General features: G+C 37.1%; 14 protein-coding genes and 1 CRISPR repeat array. Of the genes, 10 read left to right on the top strand and 4 right to left on the bottom strand.

The features are described from left to right. Positions 1-803: 803 nt before the first annotated feature. Both QNJ50_RS19905 and QNJ50_RS19900 read right to left on the bottom strand, forming a co-directional pair. On the bottom strand, positions 804-983 hold the full coding sequence (locus QNJ50_RS19905) for a hypothetical protein (RefSeq protein WP_300638462.1): 180 nt from the start codon (positions 981-983) through the stop codon (positions 804-806). A 72-nt stretch (positions 984-1,055) separates the two neighbouring features. Beyond that, complete coding sequence (locus QNJ50_RS19900) at positions 1,056-1,199, bottom strand: hypothetical protein (protein WP_300638460.1); 144 nt, start codon at positions 1,197-1,199, stop codon at positions 1,056-1,058. Between the two features lie 24 nt (positions 1,200-1,223). Here QNJ50_RS19900 and QNJ50_RS19895 point away from each other — a divergent pair, with 24 nt between their 5' ends. From QNJ50_RS19895 to minE, 5 genes are all read left to right on the top strand, one after another. Further along, complete coding sequence (locus QNJ50_RS19895) at positions 1,224-1,886, top strand: hypothetical protein (protein ID WP_300638486.1); 663 nt, start codon at positions 1,224-1,226, stop codon at positions 1,884-1,886. Positions 1,887-2,045: 159 nt separating this feature from the next. Next, positions 2,046-3,374 carry a four-carbon acid sugar kinase family protein gene (locus QNJ50_RS19890; protein ID WP_300638458.1) on the top strand — a complete coding sequence of 443 codons (1,329 nt, stop codon included), beginning with the start codon at positions 2,046-2,048 and terminating at the stop codon, positions 3,372-3,374. 139 nt (positions 3,375-3,513) lie between these two features. Further along, positions 3,514-4,596, top strand: a complete 1,083-nt coding sequence (gene minC / locus QNJ50_RS19885; protein WP_300638456.1) for a septum site-determining protein MinC — start codon at positions 3,514-3,516, stop codon at positions 4,594-4,596. A 48-nt stretch (positions 4,597-4,644) separates the two neighbouring features. Next, positions 4,645-5,454, top strand: a complete 810-nt coding sequence (gene minD / locus QNJ50_RS19880) for a septum site-determining protein MinD (RefSeq protein ID WP_027844158.1) — start codon at positions 4,645-4,647, stop codon at positions 5,452-5,454. A 36-nt stretch (positions 5,455-5,490) separates the two neighbouring features. Next, positions 5,491-5,802, top strand: coding sequence for a cell division topological specificity factor MinE (minE, locus tag QNJ50_RS19875; RefSeq protein WP_027844157.1), 312 nt, complete (start codon positions 5,491-5,493; stop codon positions 5,800-5,802). 348 nt (positions 5,803-6,150) lie between these two features. On the opposite strand, the gene QNJ50_RS19870 is transcribed toward minE, so the two are convergent. Beyond that, positions 6,151-7,464 (bottom strand): hypothetical protein, encoded by a 1,314-nt coding sequence (locus QNJ50_RS19870; RefSeq protein ID WP_300638453.1) that lies wholly within the window; start codon positions 7,462-7,464, stop codon positions 6,151-6,153. Positions 7,465-9,108: 1,644 nt separating this feature from the next. Between QNJ50_RS19870 and fmt the strand changes: the two genes are divergently transcribed. Beyond that, on the top strand, positions 9,109-10,113 hold the full coding sequence (fmt, locus tag QNJ50_RS19865; protein WP_300638451.1) for a methionyl-tRNA formyltransferase: 1,005 nt from the start codon (positions 9,109-9,111) through the stop codon (positions 10,111-10,113). A 278-nt stretch (positions 10,114-10,391) separates the two neighbouring features. Here the strand turns inward: fmt and QNJ50_RS19860 are convergent, their stop codons facing one another. Further along, positions 10,392-10,745: a DUF6464 family protein gene (locus tag QNJ50_RS19860; protein WP_300638450.1), complete on the bottom strand. Its 354-nt coding sequence runs from the start codon at positions 10,743-10,745 to the stop codon at positions 10,392-10,394. 836 nt (positions 10,746-11,581) lie between these two features. Between QNJ50_RS19860 and QNJ50_RS19855 the strand changes: the two genes are divergently transcribed. The 4 genes from QNJ50_RS19855 to QNJ50_RS19840 all read left to right on the top strand — a co-directional run bounded on the left by QNJ50_RS19855 (position 11,582) and on the right by QNJ50_RS19840 (position 18,376). Beyond that, a complete protein-coding gene (locus tag QNJ50_RS19855; RefSeq protein ID WP_300638448.1) occupies positions 11,582-12,403 on the top strand; it encodes a hypothetical protein in 822 nt (273 codons plus the stop codon). 466 nt (positions 12,404-12,869) lie between these two features. After that, positions 12,870-13,115 carry a photosystem I iron-sulfur center protein PsaC gene (gene psaC, locus QNJ50_RS19850; protein WP_012411495.1) on the top strand — a complete coding sequence of 82 codons (246 nt, stop codon included), beginning with the start codon at positions 12,870-12,872 and terminating at the stop codon, positions 13,113-13,115. A 668-nt stretch (positions 13,116-13,783) separates the two neighbouring features. Then, the gene (gene glmS / locus QNJ50_RS19845) at positions 13,784-15,691 is read left to right on the top strand and encodes a glutamine--fructose-6-phosphate transaminase (isomerizing) (RefSeq protein ID WP_300638445.1); all 1,908 of its coding nucleotides are present in this window, start codon (positions 13,784-13,786) and stop codon (positions 15,689-15,691) included. 479 nt (positions 15,692-16,170) lie between these two features. Further along, a CRISPR array of direct repeats spans positions 16,171-17,503; the repeat unit is 23 nt; unit sequence TCGGAAGTTTAACTAATGGAAAC. Between the two features lie 402 nt (positions 17,504-17,905). Beyond that, positions 17,906-18,376: a CRISPR-associated endonuclease Cas1 gene (locus QNJ50_RS19840; protein ID WP_300638443.1), complete on the top strand. Its 471-nt coding sequence runs from the start codon at positions 17,906-17,908 to the stop codon at positions 18,374-18,376. The last annotated feature ends 79 nt before the right edge of the window (positions 18,377-18,455 follow it).

The following is an 18,455-nucleotide window of genomic DNA, read 5'->3' as shown; positions in this document are numbered from 1 at the left end:
TTTAAGAGTTCATCATATCTAGCACTATTTTTCCCTACAAGACTTCAGAGTGAGATTTTAGAAATATTTGAAAATAAAGAAATATTTGACAAGAATATTTATAGATTTGAGGAATAAATTTGAGAAATCCAAGCAATCTTACAAGTCTGCTCGAAAAATCTTGATGAGATTTTTGGCGTTGCTGATTTATGATATGAATTTTCTTATTTACACAATTGAGATCCTTGTAGAGACGCGATATATCGCGTCTCTACAGTCATGATTCATACTTTCATTCAGCAACGCCAGATTTTTAATAAAAAAATGAAATAACTAATCAAGAATATAGCAATCCTAAATCATTTGTGTTAGCCGCATCAAAGATGTTTGCACCCACCTGCGGTGTTCAGCGGAAGCTGCGTCCAAACACGTAAGCGTACCATGGGCAAAAATCAATATTGTAGAGACGCGACATGATGACCTAACGGTCACGCTTCGCTAACGCGTCTCTACAGAGTCATCTGTTTACGAATCAAATTAGATGAATGCTAAAAATCAGAAAATCTTGATATTTAAGATTATTTACTAAAAATCAGTGATTTCCCTGAAAGAAATTGCTTTTGCTTACAGTTATGATATTTCCCCCGATCTGGAAATTATATTTTGTGTTTTGTAGACCATTAAAGAGGCGTGAAGTTTCTCGTCTCTACAGTAGGGATGAGTGTATTTATGATGCACTCCTTATATTACCTGGGTTAGGGAAACGGTGAAAATACGTAACCCAACCCTTTTTTTTGAGACTTTCTACAAGTATCAATTGTTTCCTAAAAAAATAAAATAGCAGTCAGCGATCGCGAACTAAAAGCAAAATTAATTTCCCAGTCGCTAATCGCCAATCGCCAGAGGCTAGAGGCTACGCCGACGCCGAAGGCTCTGACTATAGCTACGCTACCCACGGAGCCGTCACCTGCGGATCTGCCGACGCCGCAGGCTCCAGGCTCCATGCCGCAAGGCGCGCGCGGCACGCACGCAGTGCTATCGCCATATGACGCTGTCGCGTCACGCTATGACTAACGTCACGCTTCGCTAATGCTAACGCCATCGCCAATTGCCATATGCCGCTTGCAGGGGCACGCAGTGCTATCGCCAATCGCCAATCGCCAGTCGCCAATCCCCAATCCCCAATCCCCAATCCCAATTAAAATTAATCTAACTAACACTTGTAAGATATCAATCTAACCGTGCTGCAGCCAGATTTATTAGGCTTAGAAATTTCTAAAGGGGAATTAAGACACTTAAGTGGATTTGACCCTGATGATATTTTTCGACCTTCTATTTTTAAAAATCGCCAAAAGCGACTGAATTTTTTTATTAATGAATTAATTGTGGCGCTAGCCCTAACTCCAATAATTATTGGATTTATTTATGCATTTATTGTTTTACCAATAATTGGTTCTTCAATTAAAGTAGCAATTCTATTGTTAATTGTCGTTCCCGCATTAGTTTTTCTTGGAAGATGGTTGTGGCGACGCAAGGTTTCTCCACAAAGTCTGGCAAAACTTTTAGATGAAGTTGATGAATATCATAAACTAATCGAAGCCATAGATATTAATGACCAATTAGCGAGTTCGGGAAATTTACAAAGTAATCTCGAAGATCGAGAAAAAGTCATCGCTGCTTTACAACTAATTAGAGAAGATTTAGTTCTGGCTTTGAAAACCGAGCGAATTTTACGGGATAATAAAAAGTTAATTGCTCAGAAGCATGAATTATTAATTGATAATTTGTCTAATCTGCAAGCCTTACAAGCTAGTTCAGAAGCTAGCGAATACGCTCAACTTTTGAATCAATCTTTGCAGATAGCTCTTGACGTGCAAGACCAAATTAGAAAGTTACGAAAAATGTAAGCGGACAGTTTCCGTGGAGTCAATCTCCATAAATTAATCTGTTTCGAAGAATGCATATTTTTCGAATAATTCATATTTTTCAAAAACTTAATCTTTCTCGAAAACCCCATCTTTTTAGAATTGCAGTCGCGCCATTAACTCTTAGCCGTTGACTTTAACATGAATTCCAAACCAAAAATAATTGTTTTAGATGACGATCCCACAGGTTCGCAAACAGTTCATAGTTGTTTGTTGCTCATGCGTTGGGATGTGGAAACTTTATGTCGGGGACTCAGGGATGATGCGCCGATTTTCTTTATTTTAACTAATACAAGGTCTTTGACCCCAGAACAAGCAGCCTCTGTCACTAAGGAAGTTTGCCAAAATTTAAAACAAGCATTGGAAGAAACCCAAACTAAAGATTTTCTGGTTGTTAGTCGCTCTGATTCAACTTTGCGGGGACATTATCCCATCGAAACTGATGCGATCGCTGAAGAACTGGGATCCTTCGACGCCCATTTTCTAGTACCAGCTTTTTTTGAAGGCGGGCGGGTAACTCGTGATAGCATACATTATTTAATCATTGATGGCGTGCCCACACCAGTACATGAGACTGAATTTGCCCGAGATTCTGTATTTGGCTATCACTATAGCTATTTACCAAAATATGTCGAAGAAAAAACCACTGGAAAAATTAATTCATACTCAGTAGAAAGATTTTTATTAGAAGATATTCGTACTGGAAGTCTGGAACGCTTAATGAGTTTAAGCGACAATCAATGTGCTGTAGTTGACGGTGAAACCCAAGCAGATCTGAATTTATTTGCTCAAGATTTGCTCAGTGCTGCAAGTCAAGGAAAACGTTTTTTGTTTCGTTCGGCAGCAAGTATCTTGACAGCATTAGCCGCTTTACCTTCCCAACCAACCGCTCCTGAAAATATGTCTGATTATGTCAGAGATGGTAATCCTGGGGCTGTAATTGTTGGTTCACATGTAAAAAAGACAACTCAACAATTAGAAGTACTGTTGCAAACTGCTGGCACTGCCGGTATAGAAGTGAATGTATCCCGCTTAGCTAATGATGCTGTTAATACATCTGCTACACTGCTAAGCGAAATTCTCGAAAAAGTGAACGCAGCATATCAATCTGGAAAAACACCAGTAGTATATACTAGCCGCGAAGAACTTACTTTTGAGAATGTCACAACAAGGTTGCAGTTTGGAGAAAAAGTTTCCAACTTGTTAATGGATATTGTTCGCGGTTTACCATCTGATATAGGATTTTTAATCAGCAAAGGGGGAATTACTTCTAATGATGTACTTAGCAAAGGTTTAAATTTGACTTGGGCGCGTTTGCTCGGTCAAATTTTACCTGGTTGTTCAATAATTTTAACAACTGCGGAGCATCCTCAGTTTCCGAATTTACCTGTGGTACTTTTCCCGGGTAATGTTGGTGATGCTGATGCTCTAAGCCTGACTTATAGAAGACTCAGGAAACCAAATACCTAGGAAATAAAAGACTTAGGAAACCAAAACTCAGAGTAGATTAGTGTAAATATTTTAACAAATAAGTCATTATGGTTGCTCTGGGATAATTGATCGTCGTTCATAATTACTAGGTTACTACCTCTGTTTTGGCTGGTGTTGCATGACTTCCGATTCCGTCATTCCCGATTTAGATTCTAATTCTGCCGTCCCTGATGTAGAGTCACATAGTAATGTGTCTGATATAAAGCCAAAATCTAAAGCTGCTGTTGATGGAGAATCAAAATCCACTGTTTCTAGTCTCGAGTTAAAAGCTAACAACACAGATGTTAAATCTTCCATTCCCAGGCTAAAACCTGAAACTTCTGAAGATGAATCAAAATCTAATGAATCAAAATCTAATAATTTGAAACCCAATAACGCCATCTCTGAATCTCAAGAAGGCGAAACAGACACCGAGGCTAATAGTATACAACTATACGATACAGCGCTGCAAGAAAACAGTCTGAAAAATGATGTCCAAGTTCAGTTTAAAACTGAAGGTGGGAGACTGTTACTAATTTTGCCTACCCAATCAGAACTCAGTAATGCGGAACATCATTGGTTAGAAATTTGGCAACAAATTAAGGTGCGATTGAATGCCAGCGATCGCTTACGAACGCCAAATACCAACTTACATCTGGTAGCAGGCGATCGCCTTTTAGATGGCAGACAACTACAACAGTTAGCAGAGACTTTAAGTGAATTCCAAATCCAACTAAAATCAGTATCTACTAATCGTCGTCAAACAGCAATTGCTGCAGTTTCTGCAGGTTATTCGGTGGAACAAATGCAAGCACCCAAGCCTTTAAGTTCCGAGCCGAAACATGCAACCGCTCCAGGTGCTGCACTCTATATGCAGATGACAGTCCGTTCTGGGATTGAAATTCGTCATCCTGGAACAATAGTTGTTTTGGGTGATGTCAACCCAGGAGGTATCGTAATTGCTGATGGCGATATTTTAGTTTGGGGTCGTTTACGTGGTATTGCTCATGCTGGGGCTAAGGGTAACCGCGAATGCCAAATTATGGCACTGCAAATGGAACCAACCCAGTTAAGAATTGCAGATGCTGTAGCCAGAGCGCCAGAAAAATCTCTGACGCAGTTTTATCCGGAAGTGGCTTATGTCACTCTACAAGGGATACGTGTAGCTAGGGCTACTGATTTTACCAGGACGCAGTTACCCAAAACCGATTTGGAGCTGTAAATCTTTTATTCTATATATTGCTAATTCCTTATCGAGCGTGCTCATATCATGACCCGTATTATTGTCATTACCTCCGGTAAAGGGGGGGTAGGTAAAACGACTGTTACAGCGAATCTGGGTATGGCGTTAGCCAAAATCGGAAGTCAAGTGGCTTTGGTTGATGCTGATTTTGGCTTGCGTAATTTAGATTTGTTGTTAGGTTTGGAAAACCGCATTGTTTACACTGCTGTGGAAGTTTTAGCTAGAGAATGCCGTTTGGAGCAGGCTCTAGTAAAAGATAAACGACAACCAAATTTAGTTCTACTTCCAGCGTCTCAAAATCGTACTAAAGATGCAGTTTCTCCCGAACAGATGAAATTGCTTGTTAATGCTTTAGCACAAAGATATAAATATGTTTTAATTGATAGTCCTGCAGGTATTGAAAACGGCTTTAAAAACGCAACTGCTCCGGCAAAAGAAGCCTTAATTGTAACAACTCCAGAAATTGCAGCCGTTCGCGATGCTGATAGGGTAGTTGGGTTATTAGAAGCACAAGGTATTAAGCGTATACACTTAATCGTGAATCGGATCAGACCTGCAATGGTCCGAGTCGATGATATGATGTCAGTGGAGGACGTTCAGGAACTTTTAGCGATTCCTCTAATTGGAATTATCCCTGACGATGAACGTGTAATCGTTTCAACCAACCGCGGTGAACCATTAGTGTTATCATCGGAGAATTCTTCTTTAGCTACTGTAGCTTTTGAAAATATTGCCCGCAGATTGGAAGGAGAAACGGTTGAATTTCTCGATCTTGATTCCCCCAACGACAACATCTTCTCCCGTCTCCGAAGATTGTTGTGGACAAAGATACTGTAATATTTAAACACTTGTGCTTAAGCACTAATGGCTACAATGATTCTCGAACTTCTTGAACGACTTCTGTTTCGCACTAGTGGAAACAGTCGCGATCATGTCAAACGTCGCCTACAATTGGTGATTGCTCATGATCGCGCCGATTTAAGTCCTGAAATGTTAAACCAAATGCGGCAAGAAATCCTGCAAATTGTTTGTCGCTATGTGGAAGTAGAGTCGGATGGTTTGGAATTTTCGTTAGAAAGTAACGATCGCACTTCTGCTTTAATTGCTAACGTACCGATACGCAGAGTTAAGGAAGCTGATAGCCAGGTTAATAGCCAGGGTAATACTAGCGAAGCTTCCCAATAAATTCTCTAATTGGTACTTGTATTTTTTCCTGTGTTGAAATTATCACAATGTAACTTTAATTAACAAATCAAAGTTAGACAGTATATCAAATTTAGAGAAAATTCTAGGGATCTTGCAATGCAAAATCTCGGTAGAAAGTGATGAATAATATTACTTTACTCATGAGTTGAAATATAGCACTACGTAACAAGGCTAGAAGATTAGTAAATCCTGTTTTTCCTACGGATCCGCTAATGACTTTTACTTTTGACTTGCACACAGCGCTATAGATACCCAAAAAAATACCCGTTATTGCTGTTTGTCAAGCATAACGGGAAATTATTGATATTTGATTATTTATCAACTTTTTTATCTGTAAGCAACCTCTGGTCGTTCCCAAACATCGGACACTTTATTACCAAATGTAATTGGTCGGTCTAATTTTTCTGCCGCAAATGTTTGGCCATCATGAGATACTGCAACTAAAGGCCATTCCTCTTCACCTAGTTCGCCAGCGCGGAAGAGAACATTATCAGGTTGAGATTGACTCCAACCCAACATCACCGCTACTTGCTCGTGGGAATCTTTTTTGTTTGCTGGAGATATTTCATCAACGTTATTTTTTTGTCGGTTCCAAATAACTGCACTATCTGAACCGTCTGATGTTTGAAATTTAGATACAAAAGAACGAGCTAAGAAGCGATCTCCTTGCTTTGACCAGCTCACAGGAACTAACACCCCTAAAGTTCCTTGACCGTTTGGATCTGCTTCGTCATGCTTTACTTTCAGTAAGACATCTGTATTCCGAGAGGTTGAAGATATTACCCGCAACTGTTTCGTTTTTCTATCTTCAATAAATAAAACGCTGCTCACACGACTTTTATGTAATTCGGGTTCAACTTCTAGCTGTACGCGACTATAAACAGCATATCTACCATCTGGAGAAACTACAGGTACACTGCGGTAGTAGCGAACCCCTGAACCACCTTTAACACTCATTTTCTGTTGAGTATCCATAATCCATTTCCAAGGAATAGGATGGGGACTTGCTAAAGGATCTTGTTGTTGTGCTGCTAAGCTTTCTGGGTCTGGCTCTTCTTGAACAGGTATCTGCTTTACTTCAGACTCTATATCTTTTGTCCAAGGAGCAACTGAATCTCTATCTAAAGATTCAACCCTCACCAAGGTCTGGACCTTGTGTGATTTTAAGCGAGCAACTAATTTGCGGTGACTGGAAAGTACCCCACTTGACCATGAGTTAGCATCTGCATTGATTGATGGTGCTAATTCAACAGCCGCTAATAATTCATTCTCAGTTGTGTTTTCCGTTTGGTCACTATTTTCAGCTTCTGCTAAAAAATCAATAGCATCCGCTTGAATAAGTCTTGGTTTACCAATTGCAGCAATAGAAATTGGTACTGAATTAAATTGATTGAACGTGGAGTCAATTTGGGAAACTAAAGGATCTTGATTAAGATCTGTATCCCCAGAAACAAGTGTAGATAATAACTCAGGTTTTAAATTCTCTCGATCTGAGTGAATACTACTAACCAGTTGTGATTGTTTTGCTGAACTAGAGCTACCTGATGCAGCCACTAGGGGAGCAATCAGAACAACAACTAGAACATATTTTAGGAACGGTTGCACGCGGAACCATCCTGATAATAAAAGGGATTTAAGCATCTAACTTTGACTCTTTAAAAGGGGTTGCGGTGTGAGGTTCAAGACTTAGGGGGGACCACAGGGAACACTATAAATACTTGTATAACAAAGAACTTAGATATTTATAGCTATAGTTTACTCAATTTACATAGATTTCGCACATTTTTGGGAAATTATGTATTATGAACTACTGCATGTCAGGTTACGATGCTGATAACAAATCAATCTCCCAGTAATCGTTCGAATGCTAACTAGCTTGGGAATTAATACGTTGCAGAAGTTTTGCCCCCGACAAAACTAGGACTTACACCTTTATCAACGCAGTACCCAATTATCGATACTTGAAGATTCCTATCCTCCCGATACCCCCGATTTATTGGAAGACTCATGTAAATCATTAAACTTAACTGATAGGTCAGCCAAGCTTTAGTTCTATTAAGTTTGTATTTATTACGAGCATCTAGTTGAATTTTCAAACGTGGCAAGCAACTAGTGAGTCTGAACGCTGGATTTGGATTTGGTTGCTAAAAGTAGAATCTATTTCTTTATGGAATTACCAGGTTCGCAGAACACATGTTTGGTAAGAGCACCAGTTGATTTAAACTATGGAAAATATACAGCCTGATCGCGCTTAAGATTTACTGAAATATCACTTTGAAAATTGTCACCTGCTATTTGACTTAAAATAGCTTTCACAAGGGAAACAACTGATTCACGCGTCAATTGTGAAACCGAACCAAGCTCAAGTACGATATTTCTACTTTATGATATTTATACTTAGCGACAGGCTTCAATCGTCTTATGACCTTGATATATATTCAAGGAACGCAATTAGGTGATTTACTTATCAAGAGTAGATGCATTAGAAGCTCATATTATTTTTCGCTTCTCCCCCGTAATCATATCAAAATATGCTTTGTTCGGCAACAACGAAACTAAATCTTTATTTACTTCACAAAGTAGTTTTAAATGTAATTTTTTCTAGGCTATAAAAATATATATTTCGTAAAAACAACTATATAATTACTTAGTATCTACTGCTATTAACAGCTTTTTGAAATTGAAATTACTATTTTTATAACTGCGATTTCTTAGAGGTATTATTTCTTAATTATTTAAAGAAGATAACACAGGAGTAATATTTTAAATAGACATGCTTGGAGTTAAAGAATTGTGATGATGGCTTGGATGAAATATTTTATTTGCTAATATTTGATTCTTCAGACTGGAGGTAGAAAATCTTTACTTAACAAAGGTTTTGTATTTGGAAATCATAAAGATATACTTAGTTTTTCCCCACTCCCTTGGCTCTAGATTTAACTGCTGATTTTAGCATTACAGAGTATGATAAAAATTTATTTTGCGTTTATTTTATATTGTATTTATAGTTTTCCTGATTTTTTAATCTATTGGTGAACTAATCAAATATAATCATATAAGCCTAGTAATTAACCCATAAAGAATTGATGAAGATGGTGATAAGTTTTACTTAGGGTTTTATTTCTATAACTATTTATACTTTAAAATGGGCTGCAAATTTAGATAATTACAACTTTATAACGTTGCCAAAAAGTATTTTTCAAAAATCTCATTCCCTAATTGTACTGTTGACTATTAGCTATTTATCCCTAATGATTAACTATTAATTATTTAGTTTTCATTAAGATGAGAGTAGTATTTTTTGGTACTCCCGATTTTGCCGTACCAACGCTGTTACATTTATTAGATAGATCGGAATTTGAAGTTGTAGCAGTTGTCACCCAACCCGACAAACGTCGTCGCAGAGGTAATAAAGTAACCCCTTCACCAGTAAAAGAAGTTGCCTGCGATCATAACTTACCCGTACTACAACCTCAAAAAATCAAAAAAGATTCTGAAGTTTTAGCGCAACTGCGTCAGTTTGAAGCCGATGTATTTGTGGTAGTTGCTTACGGACAAATTCTATCTCAAGAAATATTAGATATACCTTCACAAGGATGTATTAACGTACACGGGTCGATACTACCAAAATATCGTGGGGCTGCACCCATTCAATGGTGTTTGTACAATGGCGAGTCAGAAACTGGTATTACCACAATGCTAATGGATGCTGGAATGGACACTGGAGCCATGCTCATGAAAACTACAACACCAATCGGTTTACTTGACAATACACAGGATTTAGTACAGAAACTAGCTGCGAGTGGTGCGGATTTATTAGTAGAAACTTTGTTAAAACTGGAAAATCAAGAAATTCAAGCAATAAACCAAAATGATTCTGAAGCAACCTATGCACCTTTAATAAAGAAAGAAAATTATCAGTTAGATTGGTCAGTGGGTGCTTTGCAATTGCACAATCAGATCCGGGCTTTTTATCCCAATTGCAACACTATTTTTCGCGAACAGCCCCTCAAAGTTACCGCTACAATTCCTTTTTGTAGTAATTTTGATGGTGAAATTCCACCTGAAATGGAAGAAATTCAGCAGAGGTTACCCAAGTTACCGGAAATATCCCCTAAACCGGGGGAAGTTTCTAGCATTATTAAAGGAAAAGGTCCAGTAGTACAGACCGGTGACGGTTTATTGCTTTTACGTCAGGTTCAACTTCCGGGTAAACGACCCCAATCTGGATGGGATTTTGTTAATGGTTTTCGCTTAAAGGTCGGAGAAGTTTTGGGACTTAATTCCTAGGAATTATTCAAATTTATCTACCCTAGGGTAGATAAGTCGGAGAAATTTCACTTACAGAAACTTCAGCATACTAAGCTAAATCCAGATAAATTTTTCTGCTGTTATTTTTCTCACAATTTTAACAACCAAAAAATTAAGTTGATTGTTAAAAATTTTAGTTTATTGATTATTTTTTTATTACTGGGTTGGGAATTTGTTCTGCACTTTCTGTTTTGTATCTTATATTTTTTAGATTCTAAATTTGACCTAGATTCTAAAAGTAAATATGGATACAGTTGTCAGGACTTTTCGTAATAGTTACAAGATTTACAAGGACCATTAGGATTGACAGCACAACGGATAATTTCAGAATGAGCATTATAAGAACAACTTGCATCGCCAATGACCCAACGTCCATCAATCCAACTCTTCTCATCTGGTCTTGTTGCAGATTGTACATAAAGAGCAACCTGATGTAATTGGTAACGCCCTGTCTTCAATTGATAGCGATGACGGCGTTCCAATACAGTGTAAGTCTGACCATAAAATTCAAGGTAGTTTCCTGGTTGTGGCATCCAATCAAGTTTTACTTTGCCTAAAGTCTGATGTGGATGTATCAGAATTATCTCCGTTTGTAAAGAATCTGCTTCCATAGCTACTTGTAAAAATAGAAGGATAATAACGCAGCAACTTGTAATACCTTAACGATTTTATGTTACGTTTAGCAATTTTTTAAGTTTCAGTTAAATTACAGTAATGCATTTATCCTAAGAACGGTTTCTATAAAATTTATACAATTTATTTTGTCCTAAAAGTAACAATTATTTCTTGAGAAATGAATGTATAAAAGTAAAAAAACGAAAAGGTTATTTATGATTGTTGCTTTATTTTCCTCGCTCGGATACTAGTAAGTTCGAGTAATAAAAATAACTATTAGTGTGATCTGTTTGTTCTTAATGGGTAAATTAATAATCAGATAGCACTAGGACTTTAGATAATATGTCTTGATTTTAAAATTTTGCCTAAGATTCTGGATTATTTAATATTTTCTATCCTTTGATACAGTCGTAAAGTTTTTTTTGGTGAAAGGATAGATATAGTTTTTGACTAGATATTCGTAGTAATATCAATTATTTTTTCTACTAATTATGTTTTTTCAGAAATAAGGGTGTAATACTATTTTAAATACATAACACTTACAGGTCATATATATGAAGCATATTCTTTGTAACTTTTAGAAATTTGTATAGAATATTCTTCTCGTAGGTATATTGCTGAATTCAGACAAAATAAAAATGAATAATTTCCACTAAAAAATATTAAAAAATTTATGATATCTAATTTTTATGTAAATTAGCAGACTTGAAAATTATCGATCGCGAAGATTTAATCACGATATGTATCAAGTTTTTGATTAATAGATATACAGCACATTAGTATTTTTATATACTTTAATTTACAGGAATGTGATTACTGTTTGATTTAAATCATGGCGATTGTAAAACATACAGATACTCAACTGAGAATTCGGTTTATACCGAAATTGATTTCGATGCTCTTTGGTTTTTGTACTTTGCTGCTGATTCCTCAATTAACCAAAGCCCTATCTCCTTTAACAAGAGCACATATCCTGAGTTGTCAAAGACTTACAGGAAATGAGGGGAACTGTAAGTTATTAGAGTCAGAGTTTTTCAAAACGGAATTGAGAAAAATTCCTTTAGCACAAATGCGAAAAGCTCAAATTATCAAAATTCCAGTGAATAATAGTGAGTCAGTATACCAGCAAATTGTTTTGCTCACACAAAAAGGTGGTGTACCGCTTCATTTCATTCATACGGATAAATCTAACTTAAAAACGACAGAACTAAATGTGATCGCGCTCAAAATCAATAATTTTATCAACGACAAAAAGCAAAATTCTTTGCTTGTTCACCAAGGTACGCCATTTATTGACTGGGTTTTTGCTGGGATAATTTTACTGAATATTATTTGGTTAGTTGCTTCTAGCGAAGTTGCTACTTGGGATTTCGATTCTACTCGAGATTCTATGATCTACAAAAGGCGATGGTTAATATTTTTTAGTACTACTGTGGAACATTCATTAACTGATATTGTTAGTGTTGATTTTGAAGAAAAATTAAGTCAAGGGCTAAAAGCCTACCGAGTAAAGTTACTAATTGCTAAGAATCAGACATTACCACTAAAAATATGTTATGGAAGTTATTTTTTGAGACAAGAAAATACCAAAAAAGTTAGAGAAGTAATTGCAAATTTTATTAAGAAAAGACAAATAGTATCTCATACAAGTTAGTATCCTGATTCTCTATCCTAATTCTCGCCAGTGTTTTTAGTAATGTATTTATAGCGGTTTGCATGCTTTGGCGAATGTATTTACTAAGATTAAAAATTTACTACGGGTTTATATTTTCTTAAATCTTTTATTTGTCAGCATTGATTCATAAGCATTTTTGATATAGTGCCATGTAAATAATTAGAGATTATAGATTGAAGATAAACTAGTATTTCCTCTTACAATTTAATAGAAAGTAGTCACTGTTGTCCTAAAGGCGTAAAGTCAACCAGTATTGTAAAGGTCTTTTTCGAAGATTTTTTCATGGTGGTTGAAATCGGATCTATGACATTTTAATTTGGATCTTGTTACATTCTTTAAAGTTATGTAGCTGAATTATTACGCCGACTAGTGCGCTGCGGTAGACTAAGCCTTGATTACGGATCTCTTCACAGAGAAGAACACTTAAAAAAGGAGCCTGTTTTTAATGTCTCATACCGTAAAAATCTACGATACCTGTATTGGCTGCACGCAGTGCGTTCGGGCTTGTCCTACCGACGTATTGGAAATGGTTCCCTGGGATGGTTGTAAAGCTGCTCAAATAGCTTCCTCCCCACGTACCGAAGATTGTGTAGGCTGTAAGCGTTGCGAAACTGCTTGTCCTACCGACTTTTTGAGCATTCGGGTTTATCTCGGAGCTGAAACCACCCGCAGCATGGGTCTAGCTTATTAAGAAATTCATTTAAGAAGAAGTCAGAATACAGAAGTCAGGAGACATGAAGAGCAATTATATTAGGGATTTAAATTCTAATAATTCTAAACTAATTGCGAACATCATAGAGATGCAGAACTTGTCCTAACGGATGAGTATATTATTCTGCTTACTTCTCCGTGGTGAATTTTGACTCCCGACTACTGAATCCTGACTTTTATCACAATTCGGTGATTGAGTTTCTGAGCTACGGGATTTACGCATAGCCTTATAATTAATTCGGGTTGGAGGTACTTTTAACATTTATTAATGTTAAGTATTAATATCAAGTTTAAAGAACCTCAGTTTTGCGTAAATCCCTATAAAAGTTAACAATTAATTTTCAAATAATAAGTAGTTTTACAGCTTAAATGTAAAAATTTACTCGCTATCTTACTAGGATGGTGAGTATTTCTTTATTTGATTAAGAGGGAAAAGGTGATAGGGAACAGAGAGTAGAGGAGTGGTAGGAATTTATCATTCCCAATCCCCAATCCCCAATCCCCAATCCCCAATTCCTAATCCCAATATCAATGATTTTCCGGAAAGCATCCAAATAATGCTGTTGAAGATTTCTATATAACAATTTGCCTTCAGGGTAGAAACTATACTTGTTAATAAATACTTGTATTCTTAAACGGTGTGAGTAAATGTGCGGAATAGTTGGGTATATTGGTACGCAAGCGGCTACAGAGATTTTATTGGCAGGCTTGGAAAAGTTAGAGTATCGAGGCTATGATTCTGCAGGATTAGCTACAATCTGGGAGGGTGAAGTTAATTGTGTCCGTGCAAAAGGAAAGTTACATAATTTACGTTCTAAGGTTGAACATTTAGAAACACCAGCCCCCATCGGGATTGGACATACGCGTTGGGCGACTCATGGGAAACCAGAGGAATATAACGCCCATCCCCATATGAATACTGCAATGGGAGTTGCAGTGGTGCAAAATGGGATTGTGGAAAATTACCGGGAGCTAAGGGAAGAACTCAAGTCTCAAGGTTATGAGTTTCTTTCAGATACAGATACAGAAGTTATTCCCCATCTAATTGCTCAATTTCTCAAAGAAGAAAAGGCTTTGGGAGGAGAATCATTTAATTTTGATTCCCCCTTCTTTGAGGCGGTAAGAAAAGCTGTTAATCAACTGACAGGAGCTTTTGCTCTTGCTGTTGTTTGTGCAGATTATCCCGATGAATTAATTGTGGTTCGTCAGCAAGCACCATTAGTAATTGGTTTTGGTCAAGGTGAATTTTTCTGTGCTTCTGATACTCCAGCGATTTTATCTCACACTCGAGCTGTTCTTCCTCTGGAAAATGGAGAAATTGCTCGCCTGACTCCTTTGGGTGTTGAGGTTTATGATTTTAATGCTCGGAGGTTAAAAAAACACCCCCGAATGCTGAATATGAATCCCATGATGGTTGAAAAGCAGGGATTCAAGCATTTCATGCTTAAAGAGATTTACGAACAACCGGGAGTGGTTAGAGATTGTTTAGAAGCATACTTTAACAGTGATTGGATTGCAACTGATTCTACTACTGCGCCAATTAATCTGGGCTTACCTCCAGAGATTTATAATGATATAGAACAAATTCAAATAGTTGCTTGCGGTACTAGTTGGCATGCAGCATTAATAGGTAAATATTTACTCGAACATCTTGCTCAAATTCCTACTCAAGTTCATTATGCTTCGGAATTCCGCTATGCACCATCGCCATTAACTGCAAATACATTAATTATTGGTGTTACCCAATCTGGGGAAACAGCAGATACGCTTGCAGCTTTGGAAATGGAGAAGGAACGACGTAAAGAACAGGAACCGAAGTTCCAAGCCCGACTTTTGGGGATTACCAACCGTCCTGAAAGTAGTTTAGGTCGAATGGTACCCAATATTATCAATACTTTAGCGGGAATTGAAATTGGTGTGGCGGCGACTAAAACTTTTGTCGCTCAAGTGATGGCGTTCTATGCTTTGGCTTTAGATTTGGCATATCTGCGTAAAACAGTTTCTCCTGCTAAATTACAAGAAATCATTAATGGGTTGCGTCAGATACCAGGAGAAATTGAAGGATTATTAGAAACTCAAGAAAAATATATCGAAGAATTAGTCCATGAGTTCAACGAAACCAAAGACTTCATCTTTTTAGGTAGGGGAATTAACTTCCCGATCGCTTTGGAAGGAGCATTAAAATTAAAGGAAATTAGCTATATTCACGCCGAAGGTTATCCCGCAGGGGAAATGAAACATGGTCCCATTGCACTATTGGATGAGAAAGTTCCAGTAGTTGCGATCGCAATGCCTGGTACTGTTTACGAAAAGGTAATTTCTAATGCCCAGGAAGCCAAAGCTCGGGATTCTCGATTAATTGGGGTGACACCAATTAGAGATGGAGAAGCTGGAGATATCTTTAACGATTTGATTCCGGTTCCTGCTGTGGATGAATTACTTTCTCCCATACTTGCAGTGATACCTCTGCAATTGTTGGCTTATCATATTGCTGCTCGTCGTGGTTTGGATGTCGATCAACCTAGAAATTTAGCGAAGAGTGTGACGGTAGAGTAGTTGATATTATGTCCGCTTATGTGTTGTGGAAAGACAATAAAGTTGTACAACAGACAATAAAGTTGTACAAAAGACAATAAAGTTGTAAAATTTTGTCCTATAAGTGAGTCAGCTTATAGGAAATTTTATTTGTGGCTAAAGGCAAGCGAGAGTGGACCAAAGCCAAGTTTGAGCGCTATATGAAGGAAGGTCGAGGTGTATTGGCCAATGATTTGGAAGCTATAATTGTACTTATAATGGAGTCAATTATCAGTGAAACTAATTTATTCATAATTATTGATAAGCATTTGAGGGGGTCAGCCAACGGCTAGAACCCGCATTCTTACGTTGACCCCCACAAATGGCTTACCAGACAAGGGTTTGAGGGCGGTTAACAGTGGGTTTATTGAGAGTAATTCCTAATAATTTGGGCAAAAACTTGACCCCCTCAAATCAAGGGGTGTACAATCGGCTCGTGGTAAGGCTTCTGGAAGCCTAGCCTTTTAACTTCCTCGGAAGTTTAACTAATGGAAACATTGTGCTTACTTTGTTGCATCTTGCTGCAACAAAAGCTTTTAACTTCCTCGGAAGTTTAACTAATGGAAACATATTGATCAAAAAAGGATATAGTATCTATACTCACTTCTTTTAACTTCCTCGGAAGTTTAACTAATGGAAACAGTAAATCTTCTTTTTTCTCTCTAGGTTTGAAAAGAAAGACTTTTAACTTCCTCGGAAGTTTAACTAATGGAAACCGATCACACTACTGACCGTTCCCGAAATTTCAACTATCGCTTTTAACTTCCTCGGAAGTTTAACTAATGGAAACAGTGTAGCTGGAAAATTTCTCAAGTATATAGTTAGTCTTTTAACTTCCTCGGAAGTTTAACTAATGGAAACGAAATTCTTGCAAGCCGACCGGCGGCAATAACTCTGCTTTTAACTTCCTCGGAAGTTTAACTAATGGAAACCAATATGGTCCCTCGTGCGGAGAAACCAAAGCAACTTCTTTTAACTTCCTCGGAAGTTTAACTAATGGAAACTGTTGCTACTTGCTCTTCCTTTTCTATCTTTGGATACTTTTAACTTCTTCGGAAGTTTAACTAATGGAAACCATCAGACGATAAACCAAAGCCTTAAAAATATCGTCTTCTTTTAACTTCTTCGGAAGTTTAACTAATGGAAACTTAAAATACCAACAACTAGACCGAGAAAAATCAGTAATACTCTTTTAACTTCTTCGGAAGTTTAACTAATGGAAACTTCTTCTTTCGTCGTGAACGGTAATGGATACCGCTACGACTTTTAACTTCTTCGGAAGTTTAACTAATGGAAACTAGCAATGACTATAAAGCCAAAGGCAATATAGTCATCTTTTAACTTCTTCGGAAGTTTAACTAATGGAAACCTCAGCTGGAGTTAACTGATACATTCCACATATTTCTTTTAACTTCTTCGGAAGTTTAACTAATGGAAACTATAAGCATAAGGGAGCACCGCGTTTCTAACCATTGACTTTTAACTTCTTCGGAAGTTTAACTAATGGAAACGCTGTTGAAGCTGCGTGCGATAATATTTAACTGTCTTTTAACTTCTTCGGAAGTTTAACTAATGGAAACCGTACTGCCTTCCGAGGAAATGAATTGCCTCAGAAATCTTTTAACTTCTTCGGAAGTTTAACTAATGGAAACTTGTCCATGGCCAGTAGGATCACAGTCTAAGATCTGCTTTTAACTTCTTCGGAAGTTTAACTAATGGAAACCAATATCGAAGAATCTTGTTCTCGTGATAATGCAAACTTTTAACTTCTTCGGAAGTTTAACTAATGGAAACTAGGTGTTCGAAGATGAACGGAGTGCATGAATCTCGTTAAGCTTTTAACTTCTTTAGCACGTAGTGCTACGCTTCGCTAACGGAAGTTTAACTAATGGAAACTAATTGAATAAAACGAAAAGAGTCGGAGACAATCTCCGACTTTTTTAATGCATTTTTACAAACTCATATAACTCATATACAAAGTCATATATCCTAGCAATTTAAACATATAGGTACTCATATAAGGCTTTGAGAACATAGGAATAAGTCAACAAAGTAAAAAGTTAAAAGATAAAAGTAAAAATAATTTTCTGGGTCTTTAAGATAACAACTTGAGGATGACAGTAATAGTTCAAAGTTCCATCTTTTACCTTTTAACTTTTTACCTTTGACTTTCATAACCTTTGAGTTAATAAAGCTATGTCCACAATTTACATAACCGACAATAAAGTATCCTTCAAGGTACAAACTAAATATTTACAGGTATTTCATCAATCCAAAAAACGATTCTTCATTCGCATTAGCAACATTAGTCAATTCATTGTGTTTGGTAACATCAAACTACCAAAAGATGTAATGCAAATAGTGCGTTTAAATCAAATTCCTGTCTTATACCTAACTCGTGCAGGTGAATATATCGGACGTTTAGAAAATCCCTCCACAGCCCGAGCAAAATATCTCAATTACCAGCGTCAAAACTTACGTAATATTGAATTTAATCGCGCTACTGCAGAAAGTATAATTTGGGCAAAGATATACAACCAATATACTTTTCTCCAAAGTTGGACTTCTAACTATACCGACTACAACATCCACCGCGCTTTAAATTATTTGACCCTACTGATGGTTGACACTCCCCCCACTAGAAGTAGGGGGATTCTTCCGGATTAGGCTAAATATCCGAAATATCCTCAAACAGACTAAGCTGTTTAGCCGGGTTCCCAGGCACCCGCCGTCTGCCCTTGCGGGC

This window comes from Mastigocoleus sp. MO_188.B34 (genome assembly GCF_030065675.1).
Classification (GTDB): domain Bacteria; phylum Cyanobacteriota; class Cyanobacteriia; order Cyanobacteriales; family Nostocaceae; genus Mastigocoleus.
Note: the sequence above shows the minus strand (reverse complement) of the source record. Positions and strands in the feature narration are given on the sequence as shown.

Coding starts and splice junctions, on each gene's coding strand:
- QNJ50_RS19870 (WP_300638453.1), bottom strand. CDS start 7,464: ATGCTTAAATCCCTTTTATTATCAGGATGGTTCCGCGTGCAACCGTTC.
- minD (WP_027844158.1), top strand. CDS start 4,645: ATGACCCGTATTATTGTCATTACCTCCGGTAAAGGGGGGGTAGGTAAA.
- minC (WP_300638456.1), top strand. CDS start 3,514: ATGACTTCCGATTCCGTCATTCCCGATTTAGATTCTAATTCTGCCGTC.
- QNJ50_RS19890 (WP_300638458.1), top strand. CDS start 2,046: ATGAATTCCAAACCAAAAATAATTGTTTTAGATGACGATCCCACAGGT.
- minE (WP_027844157.1), top strand. CDS start 5,491: ATGATTCTCGAACTTCTTGAACGACTTCTGTTTCGCACTAGTGGAAAC.
- glmS (WP_300638445.1), top strand. CDS start 13,784: ATGTGCGGAATAGTTGGGTATATTGGTACGCAAGCGGCTACAGAGATT.
- QNJ50_RS19860 (WP_300638450.1), bottom strand. CDS start 10,745: ATGGAAGCAGATTCTTTACAAACGGAGATAATTCTGATACATCCACAT.
- QNJ50_RS19840 (WP_300638443.1), top strand. CDS start 17,906: ATGTCCACAATTTACATAACCGACAATAAAGTATCCTTCAAGGTACAA.
- fmt (WP_300638451.1), top strand. CDS start 9,109: ATGAGAGTAGTATTTTTTGGTACTCCCGATTTTGCCGTACCAACGCTG.
- QNJ50_RS19855 (WP_300638448.1), top strand. CDS start 11,582: ATGGCGATTGTAAAACATACAGATACTCAACTGAGAATTCGGTTTATA.
- psaC (WP_012411495.1), top strand. CDS start 12,870: ATGTCTCATACCGTAAAAATCTACGATACCTGTATTGGCTGCACGCAG.
- QNJ50_RS19905 (WP_300638462.1), bottom strand. CDS start 983: ATGGAGCCTGGAGCCTGCGGCGTCGGCAGATCCGCAGGTGACGGCTCC.